The organism is Brevibacterium sp. Lmc1 (genome assembly GCF_057654315.1).
In genome coordinates this window covers 3,859,043-3,879,393 of sequence record NZ_CM172803.1, presented here as the reverse complement: position 1 = coordinate 3,879,393, position 20,351 = coordinate 3,859,043, and the positions used below count along the sequence as shown (strand labels likewise).

General features: G+C 66.2%; 20 protein-coding genes. 6 read left to right on the top strand and 14 right to left on the bottom strand.

Going from position 1 to position 20,351, the window contains the following annotated elements; translation table 11 throughout:
* Positions 1–85: 85 nt before the first annotated feature.
* Together clpB and AC239G_RS17395 are read right to left on the bottom strand one after the other, a co-directional pair.
* Positions 86–2,692 (bottom strand): ATP-dependent chaperone ClpB, encoded by a 2,607-nt coding sequence (gene clpB, locus AC239G_RS17400; RefSeq protein WP_487489398.1) that lies wholly within the window; start codon positions 2,690–2,692, stop codon positions 86–88.
* Positions 2,693–2,879: 187 nt separating this feature from the next.
* A complete protein-coding gene (locus AC239G_RS17395; RefSeq protein WP_139469042.1) occupies positions 2,880–4,457 on the bottom strand; it encodes a Na+/H+ antiporter in 1,578 nt (525 codons plus the stop codon).
* 108 nt (positions 4,458–4,565) lie between these two features.
* Between AC239G_RS17395 and AC239G_RS17390 the strand changes: the two genes are divergently transcribed.
* Both AC239G_RS17390 and AC239G_RS17385 read left to right on the top strand, forming a co-directional pair.
* Complete coding sequence (locus tag AC239G_RS17390; RefSeq protein ID WP_487489397.1) at positions 4,566–5,345, top strand: enoyl-CoA hydratase; 780 nt, start codon at positions 4,566–4,568, stop codon at positions 5,343–5,345.
* A gap of 33 nt (positions 5,346–5,378) precedes the next feature.
* Positions 5,379–6,311: an NAD-dependent epimerase/dehydratase family protein gene (locus tag AC239G_RS17385; protein WP_487489396.1), complete on the top strand. Its 933-nt coding sequence runs from the start codon at positions 5,379–5,381 to the stop codon at positions 6,309–6,311.
* An 84-nt stretch (positions 6,312–6,395) separates the two neighbouring features.
* Here AC239G_RS17385 and AC239G_RS17380 read toward each other — a convergent pair whose 3' ends face one another.
* The 5 genes from AC239G_RS17380 to AC239G_RS17360 form a co-directional block, all read right to left on the bottom strand.
* On the bottom strand, positions 6,396–7,235 hold the full coding sequence (locus AC239G_RS17380) for an SDR family NAD(P)-dependent oxidoreductase (protein ID WP_487489395.1): 840 nt from the start codon (positions 7,233–7,235) through the stop codon (positions 6,396–6,398).
* Positions 7,232–9,070, bottom strand: a complete 1,839-nt coding sequence (locus AC239G_RS17375) for an FAD-binding dehydrogenase (protein ID WP_487489394.1) — start codon at positions 9,068–9,070, stop codon at positions 7,232–7,234. The genes AC239G_RS17380 and AC239G_RS17375 overlap by 4 nt, the downstream gene beginning before the upstream one ends.
* 186 nt (positions 9,071–9,256) lie before the next feature.
* Positions 9,257–10,195 (bottom strand): prephenate dehydratase, encoded by a 939-nt coding sequence (gene pheA, locus AC239G_RS17370; RefSeq protein WP_062862599.1) that lies wholly within the window; start codon positions 10,193–10,195, stop codon positions 9,257–9,259.
* Positions 10,192–11,040 carry a glycosyltransferase family 2 protein gene (locus tag AC239G_RS17365; protein WP_487489393.1) on the bottom strand — a complete coding sequence of 283 codons (849 nt, stop codon included), beginning with the start codon at positions 11,038–11,040 and terminating at the stop codon, positions 10,192–10,194. The genes pheA and AC239G_RS17365 overlap by 4 nt, the downstream gene beginning before the upstream one ends.
* An 81-nt stretch (positions 11,041–11,121) precedes the next feature.
* Positions 11,122–12,000, bottom strand: coding sequence for a DUF5926 family protein (locus AC239G_RS17360; RefSeq protein ID WP_139469047.1), 879 nt, complete (start codon positions 11,998–12,000; stop codon positions 11,122–11,124).
* 110 nt (positions 12,001–12,110) lie between these two features.
* On the opposite strand from AC239G_RS17360, the gene AC239G_RS17355 reads away from it, so the two are divergent.
* Both AC239G_RS17355 and AC239G_RS17350 read left to right on the top strand, forming a co-directional pair.
* Complete coding sequence (locus tag AC239G_RS17355) at positions 12,111–13,019, top strand: DUF1707 SHOCT-like domain-containing protein (RefSeq protein WP_487489392.1); 909 nt, start codon at positions 12,111–12,113, stop codon at positions 13,017–13,019.
* Between the two features lie 10 nt (positions 13,020–13,029).
* Positions 13,030–13,884, top strand: a complete 855-nt coding sequence (locus tag AC239G_RS17350; protein ID WP_487489391.1) for a DUF1707 SHOCT-like domain-containing protein — start codon at positions 13,030–13,032, stop codon at positions 13,882–13,884.
* A 68-nt stretch (positions 13,885–13,952) separates the two neighbouring features.
* Here AC239G_RS17350 and AC239G_RS17345 read toward each other — a convergent pair whose 3' ends face one another.
* Positions 13,953–14,867, bottom strand: coding sequence for a GTP pyrophosphokinase (locus tag AC239G_RS17345; RefSeq protein ID WP_410709023.1), 915 nt, complete (start codon positions 14,865–14,867; stop codon positions 13,953–13,955).
* Positions 14,868–14,977: 110 nt separating this feature from the next.
* A complete protein-coding gene (locus AC239G_RS17340) occupies positions 14,978–15,772 on the bottom strand; it encodes an exodeoxyribonuclease III (RefSeq protein WP_139909275.1) in 795 nt (264 codons plus the stop codon).
* 68 nt (positions 15,773–15,840) lie between these two features.
* Between AC239G_RS17340 and AC239G_RS17335 the strand changes: the two genes are divergently transcribed.
* Positions 15,841–16,665: a thioesterase family protein gene (locus AC239G_RS17335; RefSeq protein ID WP_487489390.1), complete on the top strand. Its 825-nt coding sequence runs from the start codon at positions 15,841–15,843 to the stop codon at positions 16,663–16,665.
* The gene (locus AC239G_RS17330) at positions 16,662–17,438 is read left to right on the top strand and encodes an SDR family NAD(P)-dependent oxidoreductase (RefSeq protein ID WP_487489389.1); all 777 of its coding nucleotides are present in this window, start codon (positions 16,662–16,664) and stop codon (positions 17,436–17,438) included. Before AC239G_RS17335 ends, AC239G_RS17330 begins: the two co-directional genes overlap by 4 nt.
* 579 nt (positions 17,439–18,017) lie before the next feature.
* On the opposite strand, the gene AC239G_RS17325 is transcribed toward AC239G_RS17330, so the two are convergent.
* From AC239G_RS17325 to AC239G_RS17305, 5 genes are read right to left on the bottom strand one after another with little or no spacing between them, the layout of a single operon-like run.
* Positions 18,018–18,614: an alkaline shock response membrane anchor protein AmaP gene (locus tag AC239G_RS17325; protein WP_139469054.1), complete on the bottom strand. Its 597-nt coding sequence runs from the start codon at positions 18,612–18,614 to the stop codon at positions 18,018–18,020.
* Positions 18,611–19,186 carry a DUF6286 domain-containing protein gene (locus AC239G_RS17320; RefSeq protein WP_139469055.1) on the bottom strand — a complete coding sequence of 192 codons (576 nt, stop codon included), beginning with the start codon at positions 19,184–19,186 and terminating at the stop codon, positions 18,611–18,613. The genes AC239G_RS17325 and AC239G_RS17320 overlap by 4 nt, the downstream gene beginning before the upstream one ends.
* A complete protein-coding gene (locus tag AC239G_RS17315) occupies positions 19,183–19,572 on the bottom strand; it encodes an Asp23/Gls24 family envelope stress response protein (protein WP_229664069.1) in 390 nt (129 codons plus the stop codon). Before AC239G_RS17315 ends, AC239G_RS17320 begins: the two co-directional genes overlap by 4 nt.
* Before the next feature lie 4 nt (positions 19,573–19,576).
* Positions 19,577–19,759: a hypothetical protein gene (locus AC239G_RS17310; RefSeq protein WP_062862592.1), complete on the bottom strand. Its 183-nt coding sequence runs from the start codon at positions 19,757–19,759 to the stop codon at positions 19,577–19,579.
* A gap of 37 nt (positions 19,760–19,796) precedes the next feature.
* On the bottom strand, positions 19,797–20,267 hold the full coding sequence (locus tag AC239G_RS17305) for an Asp23/Gls24 family envelope stress response protein (RefSeq protein ID WP_139469056.1): 471 nt from the start codon (positions 20,265–20,267) through the stop codon (positions 19,797–19,799).
* Positions 20,268–20,351: the final 84 nt, after the last annotated feature.

Sequence of the window (20,351 nt, the reverse complement as noted above, 5' to 3'; positions counted from 1 at the left end):
GTTTGAGTTGAATAGCCCATGTTCAAATAGGTGCTATTCAATTCAAACTGGGCCGAATCCGCGCAGCACGCCCCAGCCGGGAGCCTTACCGCTTGGGGCGCAGCTCCAGGCCGGTGGCCTCGGGGTCTTCGGGCAGGTCGACGACCACGGTGTCCCCGTCGACGATGTCGCCGGCGAGCAGAGCGCGGGCCAGCTTGTCGCCGATCTCGCGCTGGACCAGCCTGCGCAGCGGCCGGGCACCGAACGCCGGATCGTAGCCTTCGAGCGCCAACCAGTCCTCGGCTCCCTGAGTGACCTCGAGCGAGACACGACGGTCGGAGAGCCGGCGCGACATGTGCGAGATCTGCAGATCGACGATCGACGCGAGCTCGGTCTGGCTGAGCGCCTCGAAGAGCACGATGTCATCGAGACGGTTGAGGAACTCGGGCTTGAACGTCGTATGCACGACATCGAGCACCTTGGACCGCTGCTCTTCGGTCGACAGGCTCTTGTCGACGAGGAACTGCGAACCGAGGTTCGAGGTCAGGATCAGGATGGTGTTCCTGAAGTCGACCGTGCGTCCCTGACCGTCGGTGAGCCGACCGTCATCGAGGACCTGCAGCAGGATGTCGAACACGGACGGGTGCGCCTTCTCGACCTCGTCGAGCAGCACGACGGAGTACGGGCGACGGCGGACCGCCTCGGTGAGTTGGCCGCCCTCGTCGTATCCGACGTAGCCCGGAGGTGCACCGACGAGGCGGGACACGGTGTGCTTCTCACCGTATTCGCTCATATCGATCCTGATCAGGGCTTTCTCGTCGTCGAAGAGGAAGTCCGCGAGCGACTTCGCGAGCTCCGTCTTGCCGACGCCGGTGGGTCCGAGGAACAGGAACGAACCGGTCGGGCGATCCGGGTCGGCGACCCCGGCCCGCGAACGGCGGATGGCGTCGGAGACCGCGGCGACGGCGTTCTTCTGCCCGATGAGACGCTCACCGAGGATGCCCTCGGCTCCCAGCAGCTTCTCGACCTCACCCTGGACGAGGCGTCCGGCGGGGATGCCCGTCCACGAGGAGACCACCTCGGCGATGTCGTTGCTCGAGACCTTGTCCGAGACCATCTGATCGGAATTCGCTCCCGCCTCGGCCTGGGCCTCGGCGGCTTCGGCCTCGGCGATCTCCTTCTGCACGGCAGGGATCTCGCCGTAGAGCAGACGGGAGGCGGTCTCAAGGTCCGTGTCGCGCTGAGCCTTCTCGGCGGCCGAACGCAGCTCGTCGAGCTTCGTCTTCAGCTCACCGACCCGGTTGAGGCCGGCACGCTGGGACTCCCAGGTGGCCTCGAGTCCGCGCAGCTCCTCCTCCTTGTCGGCGAGATCGGCACGCAGGGCGCTCAACCGATCGATCGACGCGGAGTCTGTCTCCTTAGCCAGGGCCATGTCCTCCATCTTCAGGCGGTCCACGGCGCGGCGGAGCTCATCGATCTCGACCGGAGCCGAATCGATCTCCATCCGCAGGCGGGAAGCCGCCTCGTCGACGAGGTCGATGGCCTTGTCCGGCAGCTGCCTGCCTGTGATGTACCGGTTCGACATCGTTGCGGCCGCGACCAGGGCGCCGTCGTTGATCGAGACCTTGTGGTGAGCTTCGTAGCGTTCCTTGAGCCCGCGCAGAATCGCGATCGTGTCCTCGACGCTGGGCTCACCGACGAAGACCTGCTGGAACCGGCGCTCCAGAGCGGGATCCTTCTCGATGTTCTCGCGGTATTCGTCCAACGTGGTGGCACCGATCATCCGCAGCTCACCGCGGGCGAGCATCGGCTTGAGCATATTGCCTGCGTCCATCGAGGAGTCTCCGCCGGCACCGGCACCGACGATCGTGTGGAGCTCGTCGATGAAGGTGATGATCCGACCGTCGGCGTTCTTGATCTCCTCGAGCACGGCCTTGAACCGCTCCTCGAACTCACCGCGGTACTTCGCGCCGGCGACCATGGCGGACAGGTCGAGGCTGATGAGCGTCTTGTCGCGCAGCGATTCGGGCACGTCTCCGGCCACGATCCGCTGGGCCAGGCCTTCGACGACGGAGGTCTTGCCGACGCCGGGTTCACCGATGAGGACGGGGTTGTTCTTCGTCCTCCGCGAGAGCACCTGGACGACGCGGCGAACCTCTTTGTCGCGGCCGATCACCGGGTCGAGCTTGCCTTCCCGGGCGACGGCGGTGAGATCGATGCCGAACTTCTCCAGCGACTGCATCGTCTCCTCGGGGTTCTCCGAAGTGACCTTCTTTCCGGCACGCAGTTCGGGCAGGGCCGCGAGCAACGCGTCCCTGTTGGCCCCATTCGCGCGCAGCGCCTCGCCGGCGCCGTCCTTGCCGGCCGCAGCGGCGAGCAGCAGGTGTTCGGTCGAGACGAACTGGTCGCCGAGGGCCGTCATCTCCTCCTGTGCGAGGTTCATCATCTCCAGGCCGGCGCGGGAGAGTCCCGGCTGGCTGACGGAGGATCCGCTGACGGTGGGGAATCCGCTGATCACGGACTCGATGGACCGCAGCACGGTCTGCGGGTCGGCACCGACCTTCGTCAGCAGGGTCGCGGCGAGCGAATCGGGCTGGCCGAGCAGGGCCGCGACGAGGTGGGCCGGTTCGATCTGATTGTTCTTCCGGGCGACGACGTCGTTGACCGCAGTCTGCAGCGCCTCCCGGGATTTGGTTGTCATCTGTGCGTCCATGTACGCATCTCCTTCTCAAATTCTGTGCTGATTTCAGCTCTCGAAAAGAACAACACCGGCAAAGTTGAGTCTATTCCGCTCAACTTTGAAAATCGAGAAGAACTTCGCCGAGGCGGCCCGCCCGGATGCGTGTCCCTGCCCAGCCGGGGCCGGCCCGGAAACCTGCCCGGCCGGGACTAGCCCGGCCCTACCTCGTGATGACCGACTGGAGGTCGAAGCGGTGGAGCACGCGGTCGGCGATCTCCGGATCGGTGCCGCGTTCGCGCCGGGCCTTGAGCACCTCGGCACGGGCGGACTGCATGGCCTTCTTCTGCACGGCCAGCATCTGCTCCCGGTGTTCCTTGAATGCCATCGCCTGCTCCGAGCTCGCCTGGTCATCGGTGGTTCCGCTGAGCTGATCGTGCAGGACTTTGAACCTCGCCCGCAGGGGTTCGATGACGTCGTCGGGCAGACTGTCATCGTTCTTGATCTCGCGCATCGCAGCCTTGTAGGCACGCAGAGCGATGTCCCTGGTCGCCTGATGTTCCTTCTCCGCCTCGTCGTCGATGCCGAGGAGAGCGACGACGGTCGGAAAGCTCAGGCCCGCCAGCACCAGAGTGAGCAGCAGGACCACCGCGGCCGCGACGACGACATAGGACCGCCCGGGGAACGGGGCACCGGAACTCGTCGTGGCCGGGATCGACAGCGCCAAGGCGACCGTGGCGAGGCCGCGCATCCCGCCCCAGGTCATCAGCGTGGCATCGCGGACGCTCAAAGGTGCGGCATCCGGATCCTCCTCGCGTCTCTTGCGTTCGATGACAGTGCCGAGCAGCAGCCAGACGAAGCGGACGGCGACGACGATGAGAGCGATGAGCGCGCCGACGAGCAGCGCTCGCCCGAGGTCGGCGTGTTCGGATTCGACGATGAGACGCAGATCGAGGCCGATGAGTCCGAAGGCGATTCCGGTGATGAGCATCTCGAGGACCTGCCACGTCGAGTTCTGCGTCACCCGCTCCGCCGAGTTCCCCTCGACATCGCGGCGCCGCACTTCGAGGGCGGCCACGACGACGGCGATGACCCCGCTGGCGTGGAAGTGCTCGGCCACGAGGTAGACGCCGAAGGGCAGGACGAGCATGAGGGAGGACCGAGCGATCGTGTGATCGATCTTCTCCATCACCCACCAGGCGGCGAAGGACAGCACCAGGCCGACGATGATCGCCACGACGGCGGAGACGACGAACGACACGGCCAGATCTGCGTAGTCCACCTCGGTGCCGGCCAATACTGCGGCCATCGCGGTCTGGAAGATGACCAGGGAGGCGGCATCGTTGAACAGACCTTCGCTCTGCAGGGTCGACATGATGCGGCGGGGGATCGACACGGTGCTGGCCACGGCTTCGACAGCGACCGGGTCGGGTGGGGCGAGCATGGCGCCGAGCGCGATGGCCGCGGCGATGGTGATTCCGGGGACGAGGAAGACCGCGGACCCGGCGACGGCGGCCACGGTCACACCGACGAGAGCCACGGACATGCCGAGGATCGTGCGCCACCGGATCGCGAACAGCGCCCACGATGTCTTCTGTGCGGCGGCGAAGAGCAGGGGCGGCAGGAAGAGAGGGAGGACGAGCTCCGGATCGATGGCCACCTCGGCGAAGGTGGGGATGAACGCACCGGCGATGCCGATGAGGACCATGAGCGCCGGCCACGGGAGCTTGAGCTTCTGCCCCAATCCGACCACCACCGAGGTGGCGGCACCGAATCCGATGATCATCAGCAGTGTGGTCATGCCAGTCCCTCCGAATCGCTCCCACCGGGGCAGATGTGTCCGGAGGCGGGCGGAAATCGTCTGCGCAGATTCCGCGCCGGGCCCGGCGACCTTTGGCAGAATGAGGCTATGTCGGAATCAATTGTATTCGCGCAGCTCGACGACGGAGTCGCCTCCGTGACGATCAACCGGCCGTCCACGCGCAACGCACTGTCGCGTGAGGTCATGGAAGACCTCATCGACACCCTCACCGAGGTGGCCGACCGCACCGATGTGCGCGCGGTCATCCTCATCACCGCCGGTCATGTGTTCAGCTCCGGTCATGACCTCACCGAGATCCGCGGGGCGGATCTGGAGACGCAGCAGACCACGTTCGACGCCTGTGCCCGACTGATGCAGCTCATCCGATCCATCCCACAGCCGGTCATCGCGCAGGTGCAGGGTGTGGCCACGGCGGCCGGCTGCCAGCTGGTGGCGACCTGCGATCTGGCCGTTGCCGCCGAGTCCGCCAGATTCGCAACTCCGGGAGTGAAGATCGGTCTGTTCTGTTCGACTCCGATGGTGGCTCTCTCCCGTGCGGTGCCGGCGAAACAGGCGATGCGGATGCTGCTGACCGGTGATTTCGTGACCGCCGAGGATGCGCTGAAGTTCGGTCTCGTCTCCGATGTCGTCGCCGACGCCGACCTCGAGTCCGCCACCTTGGAATTGGCTCTCAAAGTCGCGTCCGCCTCGTCGGCTACAGTTGCCCTAGGAAAGGCCGCGTTCTACGAACAGCGGGAGCTGCCTGTGGCCGACGCCTATGCGCGGATGTCGCAGGTGATGGCGGACAATGCCGTCGCGGCCGATGCGCAGGAAGGGATCGACGCCTTCCTGACGAAGAGGGTGCCGCAGTGGCAGCACCGCCGCTGAGGCGGTGGGCGTGAAGATGAGAGAGGGAACGTCGTGGCGGTGATAGTGACCGGAGCCAGCGGCTTCATCGGTGGTGCCATTGCACGGGCGCTCGCCGAAAGGGACGAAACGGTCTACGCGCTGTCCCGGCGAGATCCCGAGATCCCCGGGGTGAACTTCCAACACTGGGACATCACCGAACCTGCGTCCGCTTCGGTGACCTCCCTGGCCAAGAATGTGACCGCGGTCTTCCACTGTGCCGGAATCGCCTCCGTCAGCGCCGATGACGACGCTCTCTACAACGTGAAGGTGACGGGCACACGTCATGTCCTCGATGCGTTTCCGAAGTCCCGCATCGTGCACGTGTCCTCGACGACGGTGTACTCCGAGTCCGAACCCCACGCCGAGCTGTGGGAGGAAGCCGGTCCGAAGGACCCCAACGACTTCGCCGACGCGTACTCTCGCACCCATGCTCTCGCCGAGCAGCTCGTCATGAGGCTCCGTCCCGATGCTGCGATCCTGCGTCCCGCGGCTGTCTACGGTCCGGGGGAGACGATGCTCATGCCGTTCCTGTCGCGGATGTCGAAGAAGGGTGTGCTGCGGCTGCCCGGCGGCGGCAGGCAGAAGATCACCCTGACCCACGTCGACAATGTGGTGCGGGCCGCGCTCGCCTGCCTCGACGTGCCGTCGGCGGCGGGTCCCTTCAATATCGGTGACCCGATTCCGTACCGGCTCAAAGAGGCTGTGGTCACTCACTTCGCTCGGATGGGCTATGACCAGGTCGTCATCGAGGGTGTCGCGAAGGACAAGGCGCTGGTGTCGGCGAAGCTCGGACTCAAGATCAAGGGCGTGTTCAAGCGCGGGGACCGAGCGAAGCTCTTCCTCGTCAGATACCTGCAGTCGGATCGGACGTACAATCTGTCCCGGCAGCAGCGGGTGCTCGGCATCTCGACCACCCAACACCTCATCCCGTCCCGCCTGCAGTAGGGCGCTGGGCCCCAGCGACCAGGTTCAGCGCTTCAGCCGGACATCAGCGGTACAGCAATCCGCCGGACCCGGCGACTGAGACGCCTACCGCTTGAGCCCGTGCTGGGCGGCGACGATCTTCGACACGAGTTCGCGGGGAAGCGCACGCCCCAGCAGGAACGTCAGCGGTGCTCTGCTGCCGACGGCGTAGAACTCCCGCGGCCTCGGCGCGACGATCGCATCGACGATCGTGGCCGCAACCTTGGCGGCCGGAATGCCGCCGCGCTCGTTGGCGTCGAGGTGCTCGAGCATCGTCGTCACGTCCCGCGTATAGGGCGACCCCTCTTCGAGGTACTTCGTCCGCCGCAGCCCGATACCCGTGGCGATCGATCCGGGTTCGACGGTGCTCACCCATACGCCGAAGGGTGAGAGCTCCTGCCGAGCCGCCGTGGCGAAAGCGCGCAGAGCCGCCTTCGCCGCAGAATACGAACTGCGGTGGGCCAAAGGGAAGCTGGCGAGCATCGACCCGACCATGATGATGCGTCCCGCCCGCCGCGCACGCATCCCGGGCAGGACGAGTTGGCTCAGTCGAACGGGTCCGAACACGTTCGTGCGGAAGAGCCGTTCGATGGCCTCGGCCGGCAGCTCTTCGAACGGACCCGACTGGCTCTCACCGGCATTGTTGATGAGCACGTCGATGCCGTCGAGCAGGCCGAGTTCCTCGAGCTCTGTGGCCAGTCGGTCCGGACCATCCGGGTCGGCGAGGTCCAGCGGCAGATAGCTGACACCGGGGATCCGGTCGGCAGTGGAGATGCGGTCCGGGTTCCGGCTGGTTGCCAGCACCGTGCAGCCTTTCGCCGCCAGCGCCTCGGCGACGGCTCGACCGATTCCCGAGGTGCCGCCGGTGACTAAGACTGTGAGGGCTGAACGCGCGCTGCCGGTCACGAGTGCGCTGTTTCGCCTTGTGCAGACCCGCTTTCCGGTCGCACAGAGGTCACCGCACGACCCGCCTGCCCTGCGGCAGCGCGTCCGGCGCGGAGGCCGGAGAAGATGCACCCGCCGAGGAACGTTCCCTCGAGCGCGTTGTACCCGTGCATTCCGCCGCCCCCGAAACCGGTGACCTCGCCGGCGGCGTAGAGGCCCGGGATCGGTGTGTGCTCAGCCTCGCGACCTCCCTCTTTACCAGCGCCGGATCCCGCCAGCACCTGCCCGTCGAGGTTCGTCTCCAGCCCTCCGAGGGTCTTTCGCGAGAGCAGGCTCAGACGCACCGCGATGAGCGGACCGTGTGCCGGGTCGAGGATCTTGTGCGGTTTGACCGCGCGCACGATCTTGTCGCCGAGGTAGGACCGCGCATTGTGGATGGCCTGGACCTGCGCGTCCTTCGAAAAAGCGTGTTCGGTCTGCCGGTCCCGCTGCCGGATCTGCTCAACGAGGTGGTCGTGGTCGATGACCGGTCCGCGGGAGCGTTCGTTCATTCCCGCCACCAGTTCCTCGGTGGTCTCGGCCACGACGAAGTCGGAGCCGTACTTCTTGAAGGCCTCGATCGGTCCCGGCGCATCGGAGGAGCGCACCCGATCGAGCGTGATCCGAATGTCCTTCTCCGTGAGGTCCGGGTTCTGCTCCGAACCGGAGAGCGCGAATTCCTTGCGGATGATCGACTCGTTGAGTACGAACCATGAATAGTCGTGCCCGGTCTCAAGGATCGTGCGCATCGTCCGATTCGTATCGAAGCCCGGATAGTTCGGCGCCGGGAAACGATTGCCCTCGGCATCGAACCACATCGACGACGGTCCCGGAATGATGCGGATCCCGTGCCCCGGCCAGATCGGATTCCAGTTCTCGATGCCCTCCGTGTACGCCCAGATCCGGTCCCGGTTGATGAGGCTGGCTCCGGCATCCTCGGCGATCTGCAGCATCCGCCCGTCCACATGAGCGGGCACTCCGGCGAGCATCGTGTCCGGGAACTCGCCGAGGCGGTCGACCGGCCAGTACTTCTTCATCAGTTCGAAATTGTGTCCGATGCCGCCGGTGGTGACGATGACGGCGGGTGCCCGGAGTTCGAAGTCGGCGAGTTCGTCGCGGTTCGATTCGACTCCGCGGGCCGTGTGACTGGGGGCGAGCGTCCGCCCGCGGACGCCGACGACGGTCCCATCCTCGGTGATGAGTTCGTCGACGCGGTGACGGAAGGCGAACTCGACGAGTCCGGCGGCCTCCGCGGTCTCGACGGGTTCACGGAAGACCCGGACCACCTCGGGGCCAGTGCCCCAGGTGAGGTGGAAACGGGGCACGGAATTGCCGTGATCAGCCGCACCGGACCCACCGCGTTCGGCCCAACCGACGATCGGGGTCAGGCGTAAGCCGAGGTCACGCAGGTACCGGCGCTTCTCCCCGGCCGCGAACTCGAGGTACGCCTCCGCCCACTTCCGCGGCCAATGATCCTCATCTCGGTCGAAGCCCGCCGAGGTGGCCCAGTCGTCTTTGGCGAGCTCGAGCGAATCGTGGATGCGCAGTCGCCGCTGTTCGGGGGAGTCGATGAGGAAGAGTCCGCCGAGGGACCAGAACGCCTGTCCGCCGAGGTTCGCGCGGTTCTCCTGGTCGAGGATGAGCACGCGTTTGCCGGCCTGGGTGAGTTCGTGGGCGGCGACGAGACCGGCGAGCCCGGCCCCGACGACGATCGCATCGGGAGAGCGGCGATCCGGGGTGGAACGATCACCGGGTTCGGAGATGTCTCCGCCGTCACCAGGTGCGTGGGACGAGCCCGTGCTGTCGAAAGAACTCATCGTCGACTCCTCTGTCGTCTCTGTCGGCTAGTGAACCGACGTCAAGTGTGCGCAGATTGCCCAAAACCGGCGGGTTCCTGGCAATCTGCGCACACTTACCTACCAGTAGGTTTCAGTATTGCAGATTTTCCCGGTGTGAAGAGGCGCAAGCGGTCCGAAGCCAGGCGCAATTTCGGTCGGTGTCCATCAGCCTTCGAGGGTGTGTTCCAGCCAATCGGCGGCGGCGGCGAAGGACTCGTCCGTCGTCGTCGGGTCGACCGGCACCACTGCTCCGTCGGAGCTCGGGTAGCTGCCGAGGAAGTGCAGCTTGAGGGCCGCCCGGTGGACACCCTGCAGGGCCTCGGCCATGCGGGCCTCGTGGATGTGTCCGAGCAGGTCGATGGAGAACTGGTAGAGGCCCAACCCGTCACCGGTCGGCCGGGATTCGATGCGGGACATATTGACCCCGCGGCTGGAGAACTGTTCGAGCAGTTCGAGCAGCGAACCCGCCCGGTCCGAGCGCAGGGCTGCCACCACGGTCGTCTTGTCCGCGCCGGTCGGGGCGGGCAGAGGGCCCGGGCGGGTGACCACGACGAATCGGGTGACGGCGTCTTTGCGGTCGCCGATGTCCTCGGCGACGATCTCGAGTCCATAGCGCTGCGCGGCCAGGGCCGGGCAGACGGCGGCCATATGGTCGCCGGCGTCATTGGCCAGGTCCCTGGCGGCCGCGGCAGTCGAGGACGTCGGCAGGTAGACGGCTTCGGGGAAGTTCTCGTTCATGAACGCCCGCACCTGCGCCTCGCCGTGCGGGTGCGAACCGAAGGAGGAGATCTCCTCCCTGGTGGTGCCGGGCTTGACGGCGAGGACGAAGCGGACGGGCACGACCACCTCGGCGATGATCTGCAGACGCCCGTTCTCGGTGAGCGCATCGATCGTGGCGGGCACTCCGCCTTCCAGTGAGTTCTCGATCGGCACGACCGCGGCATCGCAGTCGCCCTCGAGCACCGCGTCGAGTGCCGAGGGGGCATTGCGCATCGGGTGCGTCGTGGCCTCGGCGCGCAGGTTCCGGGAGTCGAGGAAGCTGAGCAGGGCCGCCTCGGTGAAAGTGGCCTCAGGGCCGAGGTACGCGAAACGGTTGAGGCTCACTTGCCGGTCTCCTTGTGTGGATCGGAGGAATTCTGCGTGGTTTCGGAAGACCCGGAATCGGCGGGGGTGGAGGAGAAGCCGCCGCCTGGCGTCCCGCCATTCCGCTTCGCGCGGAGGCGGCGGACGAGGATGGCGCGGGCGACGTCGCGATACTGTGCAGCGCGGTGCAGCTGCGCTTTCAGATCACGACCGGTGACGCGGTGGTGGAGGTCGCATTCGACCTCTTCCACGCGCAGGCCGGCATTGACGACGTCGATGGTCATGGCCGCCTCGACGCCCCAGCCTGCGGCGAACGGCAGGGCCGCGTCGAAGGCCTCTCTCGACAGGCAGCGCATGCCCGACAGGGGCTGGGTGGCTTCGAATCCGGAGAGCTCGGCGATGCCTTTCTTCGCCAGACCGACGACGAAGCCGAAGCCCCCGCCCTTGCGCTTCTGCGCGGGCAGGATCGCGATCGTCATGTCGGCCCGACCAGCGAGTACAGGCTCGGCCAGGGGAGCGGTGTTCATCGCTGAGTCCTCGAGGTCGCCGTCGATGAACAGCAGCGCCCGGTGGTGCGGGTCGACGCCCGGATCGGCGTCGGAGATCTCCCGATTGCGCAGAGCGAAGGCTCCGGTCATCATGGCCGCAGCCTTGCCCTTGTTCTTCGGGTGGGTGATGACCTCGGCGCCGGCCCGGCGGGCCCGAGTCCCCGTGTCGTCAGCCGATCCGTCGTCGACGACGAGGACCATGTCGACCCCGGGGATCTGCTTGGCCGCAGCGACGGTGGCACCGATCCGCTGGGATTCGTTCATCGCAGGGATGATGGCGGCGACCGCCTCGGGGGCGGGGTGCGGCTGTGCGCTCATGTCGGTTCTCCTGTCCGTCACCGGCACCGAGGCGGGGCACCCTTTTCGGGTTCCGCCTCGGTGATGGGGTGGTGACGGATATCAGTGGATGGTCAGCTGGCGGGACACGATGCCCGAGCGGACGCGGCGGGCCTCGGTGCTCATCGGCTCGGTAGTGTTCAGCGCTTCGTCGAGGCGCTTGCCGAACGCGGCGATGGGCTCTTCGACGTCGTCGACCTGGGTGCCGAACTCGAGTTCCCAGACGGGGACGATGATGCCGTGGGCGCGGAAGTAGCCGAGGAAGGTGCCGATTCCGCCGAGGTCGTTGGCGTTCTCGGCCTGCAGGCGGGCCATCGCATCGACGACGCGGTCCTCACCTTCGGGGCGGGCCCAGCGGACGTAGGTGCGGCCGGACATCTCGGTCCAGTAGGCGGAGGCGACGGAGGCGAGCTTCTCGGTCGGGGCCACGGAGTCGTTGGCCTGCTGGAGGGCGGCGGCGACGTCGGCATCGGACTCGGCTTCGGGCAGGGCCCAGTAGTCGAAGTTCTCGAGCACGCGGACGTCGAACGGGTGCGAGGTGTCGAGGATGTCCTGCAGACGCGGGCCCTCACCGGGTTCGGTGGTCGCCTCGATGGAGGTGCCGGGTTCGGCGTCGACGGCGGCCAGCAGGCCGCGGGCGACGTCGCGGGAGGCGTCGGTCGAGGACACGGGCACCTGCATTCCGGCCAGGATCTCACCGTCGTCGCGGCGCCAGGCCTGCCATGCGGCGGGCAGCAGGGACGTGATGGTCACCTCGTGGCCGCCGTATTCCTCTGTGAGCTTCGCGGTCGCGGTGGCCGCGGGCACGAGTTCGCGCAGGCAGATGAGGTCGGCTTCGAACGGCAGGTCCGCGAACGGACGCGCGACGAATGCCGTGGCCTGCGCCCTGGCGAGGCGTTTGGCGATGAGTTCTTCCTTGGAGCGCTTCGACTTCTTTCCCATGGGACGCAAGTCTAGTCGGTGGAGTCATCGGTGCATCATCCAGTGCGACGGCCCGCGCAGCACGGTGAGTTGAAGTGGCCCACGCTTGGCAACGGTGGCATCATTTATCCGTGGCTATTCTGCAGACGTCGACCGGGAACCCAGACGACCGGTCCGATACAGCCGGAGCCGCCCGGAAAGAATTGCGCCCTTCATTCGTCGAACGCGACGCCTTTCGCACCGCTCTGTCGTCGGCCTATGCCGACGGGCGCATCGACGATGAAGAGTTCGAGCGCCGCTCCACTCTCATCGAAACCGGGAACCATGCCGCGGACCTGCAGCGAGCCCTGGCCGATCTGCCCCGACCCGAGGTCGAGTTCCCGACCACACTTACCCGCGCCGAGGCGCTCAAGCGGCGCCGTTCGCTGCGGACTTCCGGCGCCCCGGCGGTCAGCCGCCGCCTCCTGCTCGCCGGTGGTGCCGCTGCCTTGGGCTTCGTCGTCGCCGGCGGAGCCTCTCGGCTCTTCGGCGCGGACTCAAAGGCAGTCGAAACTTCGGGCTCGGACTCGCCTGAGGTCGACTTCATCACTGATCCTGCTGCCCTCGAAGATGTGCTGACAAGGGTGAAGGACAAGGGGTACACGCATTTCCGTGAGATCTCTATCGATCCGGATGTGTTCCAGGCCGGTGCCCGCAGTCTGAAATCGTCTCGCGGCATCGACAGCGTCATCGTCTACGGGCGTGCAGAGCCGGACATCACCCCCAGCAGTCGCTTGGGCGAAGGCGACAGGCTCTTCACACTCGACGACTTCGCTCTCGGCCTCATCCCGGCGATGGCCCAGGCGGCAGCGAAGAAACTCGGCAGCGGGCAGGGCCTGCGAGTGGAGCTGCGGACCGAGAGCGACGCGTCCAACAGCAAAGCGGAACCGGTGATCTCTGTGATGGTGGCGGGCGGCGACTACGGAGAAGGCGGGGGCGAACTCCGGTGGACCGGTGACGGGGCGGAACTCATATCCATCCGTCGCACGGGCGATGACTGAAGGGGCTGACATGGCTGAGACGAGGAAGAGAGATGACTGGCGTCCCTCCCGTGACGAACGCGCGCCCTATATCTCAGCGCTCAATGAGGCGCTCGCCGACGAACGGCTCACCGTCGACGAGCATGAGGAGCGGGTCGCTTCCGCCGAGGCGGCCACCAGTTTCACAACCCTCGACGGCCTCGTCGCCGATCTGCCCTTCGAATGGCATGACGAGAAGTTCGAACGAACGCAGACGACCGACCGCCGGCGGTTCGTCCTCGGCATCGGGGCATTGGTCGGCATCACTGCCGCCTCGTGGGTCGGCACCCGAGCGTGGGTGAAGAGCGGAGACGGCGCCGAGGCGACTGGCCGAGGCGGTGGAAGCGAAGCGGGGTCGAACTCGGCATCCTCTGAGTCTGATTCTTCTGAGTCTGAGGACGACGACGGGGAGACCGTTCCCACTGATCTCGTGCAGGTGCTGAACTGGCGCAAGGACACTGTGCCCTCAGCAATCGAACATGCGACGGCACTCGGGCTGACCATGGTCGGGCGGATTCAGGGCGGGGGAGACGACGTCACGGTCAAGGGGTCGAACGAGAACGACGAGTGGATCACGGTCAGCTTCCGGAAGGGCTATCGTCCGACGGTCGACACCGACACGAGCCAGAGTCCGTCAGACAAATGGCTCAGACCTGCCGAGATCCCAGCTGTCGACGTGGCCGCTCTGCACGATGAAGTGAAGTCCGAACTCAGCAAGAACACGCAGTCGCATCAGCTCGACATCGGCTATGACCTGACCGCTGACGAATGGCTGGTGTTGATCTGGGACGGGCCGGATTCCTTCGCCTGGTCCCTTGACGGGCTCAAGCGCGTCAAACGCGACTGACCGAACAGCAGCCACTGCCTGTCGCAGTCAGCTCAGCTGACGTGGCTGACTCAGCTGACGTGCTCGACTCAGCCGTCGTGGCCGACGGGAATGAAGTAGCGCGTGTTGTTCGACTCGTCCATGCGCACCTGCAGCTTGTCGCCCGGATGGGGGAAGGCGGAGCGCTCCGGGTTGTCGGGGGTCAGCCCGAGCGTCTCCAAGCGGATGATGCCGTGGCGGCCCACCTCGTCGGCGGCGAGGACATAGGAGTGGTTGAGTTCGCGGATCGTGACCTCGATGGCCGGATCGGTCGGTTCGTCCGCCTCGGCGAAGGCGCGGGGCGGGGCGGAATTGCCCATGCCCAGATACGCGCCGACGTCATCGGCGATGTAGCCGGCCACGGAGTCGGCCTGCGCCATCAGACCTGCGAGGATCACCGACAGCCGTTCCTGCTGGGCATCGGATTTCAGGGCCTGCCCGGGTTTGAAGAGGTGCTCCTCGGCGAGCACGCACCACGCGTCCTGCATGATCGTGCGCAGCTGGAGTTCGACGAGGACGGAAGGCTCGGAATCGAAGGGAACCTCGACGATGAGGTGGCGGCCGCGGTATCCAGAGGGCTTCGGGGTCGCGGAGTAGTCGCGCACCTCGGCGATGGAGAGGTTCGTATCGTCGCTCACCTCGGTGAGCAGGTCCCACAGGGCCGACTGTTCGCGTTCGGTGCGGCAGATGACGCGGGCGCCGACGACATCGATGACCTGGTTCTCGACCTCGACGGATTCGTGGATCTCGTCGTTGGCATCGGCGAGCTTGCGGCGCAGCTTCTCGCCGGTGCGCAGTCGATCCTTGATCCGACCGTCGACGACGCGCACTCGATCTCCGGAGAGCAGTGCGGATGGAGCGCGGACGGACTCGACCCAGTCATTGACCGTCTCGAGGGCGGCCCTCCAGGTGGACTCACGCCGGTCGTAGGCTTCGTCGACCAATTCGCGGACAGTTGCTGACATCCTCGTCACCTTCCTAGCTCCTGATTCAACTTCACCAGAAGAGAGGGGAGATGTCTATGGCTTCGACGCTGAAGTTGCGCCGGGGTGCCGAAAGGTGAGACGAAGGTGCCTCAGAGGTCGTAGTCGACGACGACGGGAGCGTGATCGGACGCGCCTTTGCCCTTGCGCTCCTCACGGTCGATCTCGCCTGCGGTCGCTGTCTTCGCCAGCGCCTGCGAGGCGAGCTGGAAGTCGATGCGCATGCCCTGCTTCTTCGGGAAGCGCAGCTTCTGGTAGTCCCAGAAGGTGTAGACGCCGGGTCCGGGCGTGAACTGGCGGGTGACTTCGCTCAGGCCCGCGCCGAGGAGATCATCGAAAGCGGCACGCTCGGCATCGGAGACGTGGGTGGCGCCGTCGAACTCGGCCATGTCCCAGACGTCCTCGTCGAGCGGAGCGACGTTGAAGTCACCGCAGAGGACGAGCTTCTTCTCCGGTTCGGCGCTCAGCTGGGCGGCGATATCGGCCGTCAGCGCCTTGTACCACTCCAACTTGTAGCCGTAGTGCGGGTGGTCGAGTTCGCGGCCGTTGGGCACATAGAGCGAATACACGCGCACATCATTGCAGGTCACCGACAGCGACCGGGCTTCGACGACGGGTTCTTCCGAACCGAAGGCAGGGATGTCCTTGAACCCGATCTCGGCGTCGGCCAGTCCGACGCGCGAGGCGATGGCGACACCGTTCCACTGGTTGAGGCCGTGATAGCTGACCTCGTAGCCGCGCTCGGTGAACAGCTCCTCGGGGAACTGCGAGTCCTTGCACTTGAGTTCCTGGATGGCCAGGACATCGACATCCGAACGATCCAGCCAGGCCCCGATGCGGTCATGGCGGGCACGGATCGAGTTCACATTCCACGTAGCGATTCTCACCCTCCCACCCTAAGCCGTCCGCGCCGGAGGAGAAAGCGGGGTCTCGACGGGTCGATAGGATTGGGACCATGCCTGAAGCTCCCAATGAACACCTCGGCCATGACGGTGCCGCCTACCCGGACTCCTACTATGTGCGGCTATCCGAGGACCGCCTCGTCTCGACTCTGCACAGCCAGGGCGCTTGGCAGCCCGGCGAGCAGCACCTCGCGCCCGCCTCGGGGATGGTGCTTGCCGAGATCGAACGTCGACTGCCCAGCGACAAGCTCATCTCCCGGGTGACCTTCGACGTCCTCGGCGTCATCCACTCCGGCGAGTTCACCATCGATGTCAATGTCGTCCGCCCCGGCCGCACCATCGAACTCGTCGAAGCGCATATGCGCCACGGTGAGCGCACCAGCGTGACCGCTCGGGTGTGGAGACTGCAGGCCTCCGACACCGAGGCGGTCGCAGGCGACGAATGGTCCGCGATGCCGCCCGTGTCCGAAGTGCCCGAGATTCCTTTCACCAACCGTTGGGGCGGCGGTTACATCGCGTCCCTCGAGGGGCGCCAGGGAGCGGACGCCCACCCCGGCTACGCACGGTCCTGGGTGCGCAGTCCCTATCCTCTCGTCGACGGTGAGATCGACCCGCCGACCGCGGCCTTCGTCAAGTTCGTCGACACCGCCAACGGTCTGGCCGTCCGTGAGGATCCGAAGACGACGTTCTTCCCGAACGTCGACCTCTCCATCCACCTCACTCGCGTGCCCGAAGTCGGCTGGGTCGGCTTCGACACCAAGGTGGCCTTCGGGCCGACCGGACTGGGGCAGACGACGAGCGTGCTCAGCGACGTCGACGGACCCATCGGCACAGCAGTTCAATCCCTGACCGTTCGTCGAGGTCAAGGCGCGGTATGAATCCGCGGCCGCGTGCCCTCATCACCGGGGCGAGCTCCGGGCTGGGGCGCGGCTATGCCCGCACCCTGGCCGCCGAGGGCTACGACCTCGTCCTGGTCGCCAGGGACGAGGACCGGCTGAATCAGCTGGCCGAGCAGCTGCGAACCACGCAGAATGCCCACGCCGAGGCGGCCGTGGCCGATCTGTCGACCCGTGACGGTATCGACGCGGTCAACGAGATCATCGCGACGCAGCCGATCGATGTGCTCATCAACAATGCCGGCTTCGGGCTGCGCGGGACACTGCTGGATACCGATGCTGCTGAGCTCGATGCGCTCGATCGGGTGCTCGCCGGGGCGGTGAGAGAGCTGTCGCTGGCAGCGGCTCGGCGCATGCAGTCCCGCGGTCGCGGAGGAATCATCAACGTCTCCTCGCTGGCGGCGGTGACGACGATGGGACAGTATGCCGCGTCGAAAGCTTCGACTCTGGTCTTCACCGAGGCGCTCGCCGGGGAACTCAGGGGCGGCCCGGTGACGGTCACCACCGTTCTGCCTGGCTTCATCCGGACGGAATTCCACAGCCGCCTCGGCGTGGAGCGTCCGGGACCCGGCCTGATCTGGCTCAGCGTCGATCAGGTGGTGCGGGAGTCGCTGCGTGATGCGCGGGCGGGGAAGGTCGTCTCTGTGCCGGGGTGGGGATATCGCATTGCCGCGCTCGTTGCCCCTGTGGTGCCGCGTCCGCTCATGCGATGGGGGTCGGCCGGATTCTCCTTCGCCCGCACCCGCGATCGCTGAGTCGGGATTCGCGAGATGCGCCGGCGGTCATCGAACTGTGGTCGTGTGCTCACCGCGGGATGTGACCTATATGCAATTTTCGGCAGCGGCGGCACAACTGAGTTGAGGATTGAACTACCGGGGGCTGAGCCTGTGACCAGGGGTTTTATTCTGATCGCTTCTGTGCTATAGAGCCCGACAGGATTCAAGACGGAGCGTGAGATTCTTTACAAGCGACACGAAAGTGTGGTCAAATTAATGTGTTCGCCCGGTGGGGATCGGGTGGACATAACGGACGTATGGGGATGCGTCCGGGTACTCGAGGGGAGTGCTGCGAGGACCCCGGGATGTCGCGATTACGCGCCCCGGGGTTCTTGTCATTCACAGCAGTGTTTCGCGACCGCCTGCCTGTCTTCAGGTCACTATCGGACATCCGAACTCGAATCCAGGTCACTATCGGATACTTCTGCGTGCGAAAAGTATCCGATAGTGACCTGGATTCGGTGGCCGCATCCGATGGTGACCTCGCCGCTGCCTGCTGCTGAAGCAGAAACTGCAGCTGCCGGCTTCTGCCGACTGCGGCGCTCTTGGATGTCGGCGCTACTGGACGCTGACGCTGCGCTGGCGGCGCGAGCGAGTGCGGGCGATGCCGATCTCCAGGGCCACCGCGCTCAGCGGAGCACCGAGTGCCATTGCCGCATTGCCGGCGGCGCGCTCGGCGACTTCGGCGATGATCGCATCGATGTCGGCGCGTTCATCGGCGTCGACGTGGATGAGCAGCTCCGGACTCCGCGCGGTGCCGCGCAGAATCACCGTGGCGTCGGAGACTCCGTCGGTGGATTCGAGGTCGGCGGCGACCGCCTCGGCGATGACCTCCGCATTCACCGTGGTCAGACCCGTGCGGGCATCGGCCTGCATTCGGAAGGGCTTCGCGAAGTCCTTGCGCGGGACCTGCACGCTCAGCCAGCGGAGCCCGATGATCGCCAGGATGAGGGCCACGACCACGGCGATGAGCGCCGAATAGGGCAGCGCCAGCACCGAGGCGACCGGACCGAGATCCGCTCCCGCCTCCAGGGCAGGGTCGACCGGGGCGGTGAGACCGAACCCGATGGCGAGCACTGCCAATCCGATGATCAGCGCGATGAGGCCGAGGATGATCAGTCCCGTGCGGTTGGCGGCGGCGGCCGTGCGTCTCATGACTGACTCCTTCTGGCCTGGACCTTCACCGTGGGGGTGCGGTCGAATGAGATCGAGGCGAAGCGTTCCCTGACGGCGGCTTCGACTTCGGCGCGGATCGGCTCAACGTCGCGGATCGGCGTCGAGAACGTCACGATCGTCGACCTCGCGTTCGACGAGGCCTTGACCCCGCTGACGCCGTCGACCCCATCGGCGGCCGCGGCCGCGATCTGCGACAGCGCCGAGGTGGGCAGGGCGACCTCGAAATCACCGATGTGTTCTGACCCAGCGGCGCTCACGCCGAGGATCCGGCGCGCTCCGGGAGAGATGCCGAGGATGAAGGCGATGAGTCCGAGCAGAGCCAGGACGATGCCGACCGCGATGACGACCGCGGAATTCCAATGCAGGTTCCCGGCCGCCTCGGCGATGGCGGAATCCGGCGCCTCGATCAGTGCGGCTGCGACGGATCCGAAGCTCACGAATGCGGCGATGCCGGCCCAGCCGAGTCCCACGGCGAGGAGCAGCAGGATGAGGGCGACGACCACGGCCGGACCGATGCGGGAGGGCCGCTTGCGCAGCAGGCGTGTGCTCATTGCAGGCGATTCCTTCCTCGATTCGCACCGGAGGACTCCGGGGCGAGCCACCGCACGCTGATGTCGACCTGACGGACGGTGACACCGGTGAGGCGTTCGACTTCGTGACTCAGGGTGGAGCGGACGTGTTCGGTCGCCTCGACGATGGGGGTGGGGTAGGCCAGGCCCAGCTGGACGGCGAGCGTGCAGCTGCGCCCGGACAGGGTGACATCCACGGACGGGCGCGTGTCGAGGCTGGAACTCGCTCCGATTCCGAAGAGACCCGAGCTCGTGCCGCCGACGCCGGGCAGGTCTTTCAGCACCTGCCCGGCGGTGCGCTCCACGACCTTGTCCGCGATCGTCAGGCCGCCTCGGCGAGCTGGAGCGTCGTCGAGTATCGGGGCCACGGCGCTACCTCCGCGTGGTCGAGCGTGAGCTCAGCGCGGACAGGTCGAGGCGTCCGTCGAGGACGAGGCCGACGACCAGTCCGAGCCCGCCGCAGATGGCGACGACGAGGAACGCGAGGAAACCGCCGAAGTAGGCGACGATTCCCAGCGTCAGGCCGACGAGGAGTCCGATGAGAGTTTTCGACATGGCATTCCTTCTGCCGAGGTGGTGCAGCGGATGAGGGTCAGTTGAGTTCCGGCGAATCCTTGGCCGGAGCCTCTTCGTCGTCCTCGGGCAGGTGGACGTCGGTGACGTCGATGTTGACCTCGACGACCTGGAGTCCGGTGCCCTGTTCGACGGCGCGCACGACGTTGCGGCGGATCGCCTCGGCGACGTCGACGATGGAGGTGCCGTATTCGACGACGATGGTGAGGTCGATGGCGGTCTGCTTCTCACCCTTCTCCACGGACACTCCGCCCGAGACGTTGGTCTGCGAGCCGGGGATGCGGTCGGTGAGGGTGTCGAAGGCGCGGCGTGCGGCATTGCCCATTCCATAGACGCCGGGGACCTCGCGGGCGGCGATTCCGGTGAGCTTGGCGACGACGTTCTCGGCGATGGTGGTGGTGCCCATCTCGGTGACGAGCGGGCTGCGCACGTCATCGTTCTGGGTGGTCTGGGCCTTCTGGTTCGAATCGGACTGCTTGGGTTCCGGCATCGTTCTTCCTTTTCGTTGGAGGTGCATGCGGTTCGCAAGTCCTTCGTCTGAAGGATGCTTACACAGGTACAGACGCAGCCTGAT

Bases quoted from the DNA above. Each gene is read 5' to 3' on its own strand.
- AC239G_RS17330 (WP_487489389.1), top strand. From the start codon at position 16,662: ATGAATCCGCGGCCGCGTGCCCTCATCACCGGGGCGAGCTCCGGGCTG.
- AC239G_RS17320 (WP_139469055.1), bottom strand. From the start codon at position 19,186: ATGAGCACACGCCTGCTGCGCAAGCGGCCCTCCCGCATCGGTCCGGCC.
- AC239G_RS17365 (WP_487489393.1), bottom strand. From the start codon at position 11,040: ATGAGCGCACAGCCGCACCCCGCCCCCGAGGCGGTCGCCGCCATCATC.
- AC239G_RS17375 (WP_487489394.1), bottom strand. From the start codon at position 9,070: ATGAGTTCTTTCGACAGCACGGGCTCGTCCCACGCACCTGGTGACGGC.
- AC239G_RS17305 (WP_139469056.1), bottom strand. From the start codon at position 20,267: ATGCCGGAACCCAAGCAGTCCGATTCGAACCAGAAGGCCCAGACCACC.
- AC239G_RS17335 (WP_487489390.1), top strand. From the start codon at position 15,841: ATGCCTGAAGCTCCCAATGAACACCTCGGCCATGACGGTGCCGCCTAC.
- clpB (WP_487489398.1), bottom strand. From the start codon at position 2,692: ATGGACGCACAGATGACAACCAAATCCCGGGAGGCGCTGCAGACTGCG.
- AC239G_RS17360 (WP_139469047.1), bottom strand. From the start codon at position 12,000: ATGGGAAAGAAGTCGAAGCGCTCCAAGGAAGAACTCATCGCCAAACGC.
- AC239G_RS17395 (WP_139469042.1), bottom strand. From the start codon at position 4,457: ATGACCACACTGCTGATGATCATCGGATTCGGTGCCGCCACCTCGGTG.
- AC239G_RS17390 (WP_487489397.1), top strand. From the start codon at position 4,566: ATGTCGGAATCAATTGTATTCGCGCAGCTCGACGACGGAGTCGCCTCC.
- AC239G_RS17325 (WP_139469054.1), bottom strand. From the start codon at position 18,614: ATGAGACGCACGGCCGCCGCCGCCAACCGCACGGGACTGATCATCCTC.
- AC239G_RS17310 (WP_062862592.1), bottom strand. From the start codon at position 19,759: ATGTCGAAAACTCTCATCGGACTCCTCGTCGGCCTGACGCTGGGAATC.
- AC239G_RS17350 (WP_487489391.1), top strand. From the start codon at position 13,030: ATGGCTGAGACGAGGAAGAGAGATGACTGGCGTCCCTCCCGTGACGAA.
- AC239G_RS17345 (WP_410709023.1), bottom strand. From the start codon at position 14,867: ATGTCAGCAACTGTCCGCGAATTGGTCGACGAAGCCTACGACCGGCGT.